Origin of the sequence: Caballeronia glathei (assembly GCF_000698595.1) — a bacterium.
Classification (GTDB): domain Bacteria; phylum Pseudomonadota; class Gammaproteobacteria; order Burkholderiales; family Burkholderiaceae; genus Caballeronia; species Caballeronia glathei.
This window is the reverse complement of sequence record NZ_JFHC01000189.1, coordinates 1-2,634: the sequence shown is the minus strand read 5'-3', so window position 1 is coordinate 2,634 and position 2,634 is coordinate 1. Positions and strand designations below refer to the sequence as shown.

The window sequence follows — 2,634 nt, the reverse complement described above, 5'->3', positions numbered from 1 at the left end:
CCCGGCCGCGATCGCGGCGGCGTCGCCCGTGGTGACTTCGGAGGCGTCGGGCAACACCGGCACGGCGTCGATTTCCTCGGGCACGGTGGTGGCGGGCTATTCGGTTCCCACCGACATCAAGCTCACCTATGACGCCACGGCGGGCGCGTTCACGTCGAATGTCGACGTGACGCTGCCGGACTCGACGGTGATCGCTGCCGGCAGCCCGATTCCCTACGATGCCTCAAAGGGCCTCACGATCACGTCGAACGGCGTTTCCGCGACTATCACGGGTGCACCGCTCAATGGCGACGCCTTCGACATCAACGCGAACAAGGGCGGCACGAGCGACGGCAGCAACGCGCTCGCGATGGCGAACCTCGTCTCCAAGAAGAGCATGAACGGCGGCACCGACACGCTCACCAGTTCGTACGCGAACTACGTGAACCAGATCGGCAACCAGACCAACCAGATGAAGGCCGCGAGCACGTCGCAGACGGCGCTGCTCAATCAGGTGACGTCGGCGCAGCAGGCCGTGTCGGGCGTGAACCTGAACGAGGAAGCGGCCAATCTGATGCAGTACCAGCAGCTCTACCAGGCGAACAGCAAGGTGATCCAGGCGGCATCGACGCTGTTCCAGACGTTGCTCGGCATCTTCAACTGAGGCATTCAGCGATGCGCATCTCCAGTTCCCAGTTTTTCAACCTGAACGTCCAGACGATGAGCGACCAGCAGAGCGCGCTCGCGTCGATGTATCAGCAGATCTCGTCGGGCAACCGGCTGCTCACGGCCTCGGACGATCCGCTCGGCGCCGCGCAGGCCGTGCAGCTCACCATGAAGAGCTCGACGATTACGCAGTTCGGTTCGAACCAGACCACCGCGCTGTCCTCGCTGCAGCAGGAAGACGCGACGCTCGACGACGTCAAGGGCCTGATGCAGAGCATCCAGACCCAGATCGTGCACGCCCGCGACGGTTCGCTCTCCGACTCCGACCGCGCCGCGATCGCCAACCAGATCCAGGGCTATCGCGACCAGTTGATGACGCTCGCGAACACCACGGACGGCAGCGGCAACTACATCTTCTCCGGCTTCAAGGGCGGCTCGGCGCCTTACACGAACGATCCGTCGGGCGTCGGCGCGAACTACGCGGGCGATCTCGGGCAGCGTCAGGTCCAGATCAGCGAAGGGCGGTCGATCAATGTCGGCGATACGGGGCCGACGATTTTCCAGAGCGTGTCGCCGACGGAAAGCGATCCGGTCGCGGCGGCCGGCGCTGCGAACCAGGGTTCGGGCACGATCGGCCCGGTGAGCGTGTCCGACGCAAGCGATCCGAGGAACGCGACGAAGTACACCATCTCGTTCGCGGTTTCGGCCACGGACGGCACCACGAGCTACACGATCACGCCGACGGACGACGGTCTGCCGCCGACGCCCGTGCCGTACACGGGCAAGACGGACGTCACGATCGGCGGCCAGAAGGTGACGCTCGACGGCGCGCCTGCCGACGGCGACTCGTTCACGGTGCAGCCGGCCAACACCGCGAACACGGATATCTTTGCCACGCTCGACAATCTTGTGAGCGCGCTGAAGCAGTCGACCGATACACCTGCGCAGAAGGCGGCGCTGACCAATTCGCTGAACACGGCGAGCACGAAGGTCGACAATACGTACAACAACGTGCTTTCGGTGCAGGCGACCGTTGGCGGTCGCGAGCAGGAAGTGACGGCGACCCGGAGCTCGATGCAGACCACGGTCACGCAGACCGCGAGCGATCTCGCGAATTTGACGAGCATCGATCTCGTGAGTGCGATCAGCCAGTACGAACTTACGCAGAATGCGCTGCAGGGCGCGCAGATGGCCTTTGCGCAGATTCAGAAAATGTCGTTGTTCGATTATCTGAGTGGTTGATCGCTGGCGCTCGGGGTTGGGGGTTGTTGAACCGTTTGATGCGCTTCGGCTTCTGTGGAACTTGTTTTCTCATTGGTCTATTAGCACGCCCCTGTGCGGGGCGGCAGTTACTTTCTTTGCTGCTGCAAAGAAAGTAACCAAAGAAAGCAGCTATGGGGTTAGCGGTATTAGGACGTGACCACGTTCGAGTCATTCTGAGTGGTCCGACCGCAGGAGTGTCCACCTCTGTTCGTTGAGCGGATAGGTGCGCGGACCCACAGCCCCATCGCACCGTCAGACTGATTGGTAAGGCAGTCATCCGTCCGTCCTCGCTGCGCTCGCACGCAAGGTGCGCCATAACGAATCGCTTCGTTCCTTGTCATGCGTACCCAAGCGCTGCGCTGTGACGCGAAGTTCGCCGGACCACCGTCTTTACCTTTCGTCGGGCACGTAGTGCCGAGACGGATGAATGACTGCCTTACCACTCCGTTTAACAGCGAGATGACGCAGTGGGTCCGCGTACCAAGCTCGGTGACTTCATGAGGACGACACTCCGACGGTCGGGCCGCTCAGAAAGACTCAAGTGTGGTCACGTCCTAACACCGCTAACCCCTTAGCTGCTTTCTTTGGTTACTTTCTTTGCAGCAGCAAAGAAAGTGACTGCCGCCCCGCACAGGGGCGAAGCTAATAGACCAATAACAAAGCAAGTTTCACAGAAGCCGAAGCGCATCAAACGGTTTTAACAAACCCCAACCCCAACCCCAAGCG

At 61.5% G+C, this 2,634-nt stretch carries 2 protein-coding genes; both read left to right on the top strand.

Translation table 11 applies throughout. From position 1 onward, the window contains the following. Positions 1-643, top strand: a 643-nt coding sequence (locus BG61_RS38105; protein ID WP_035943461.1) for a flagellar basal body rod C-terminal domain-containing protein, incomplete at its 5' end; no start/stop codon positions are given. 11 nt (positions 644-654) lie between these two features. After that, positions 655-1,887 (top strand): flagellar hook-associated protein FlgL, encoded by a 1,233-nt coding sequence (gene flgL, locus BG61_RS38100; protein WP_035936906.1) that lies wholly within the window; start codon positions 655-657, stop codon positions 1,885-1,887. Positions 1,888-2,634 lie beyond the last annotated feature (747 nt).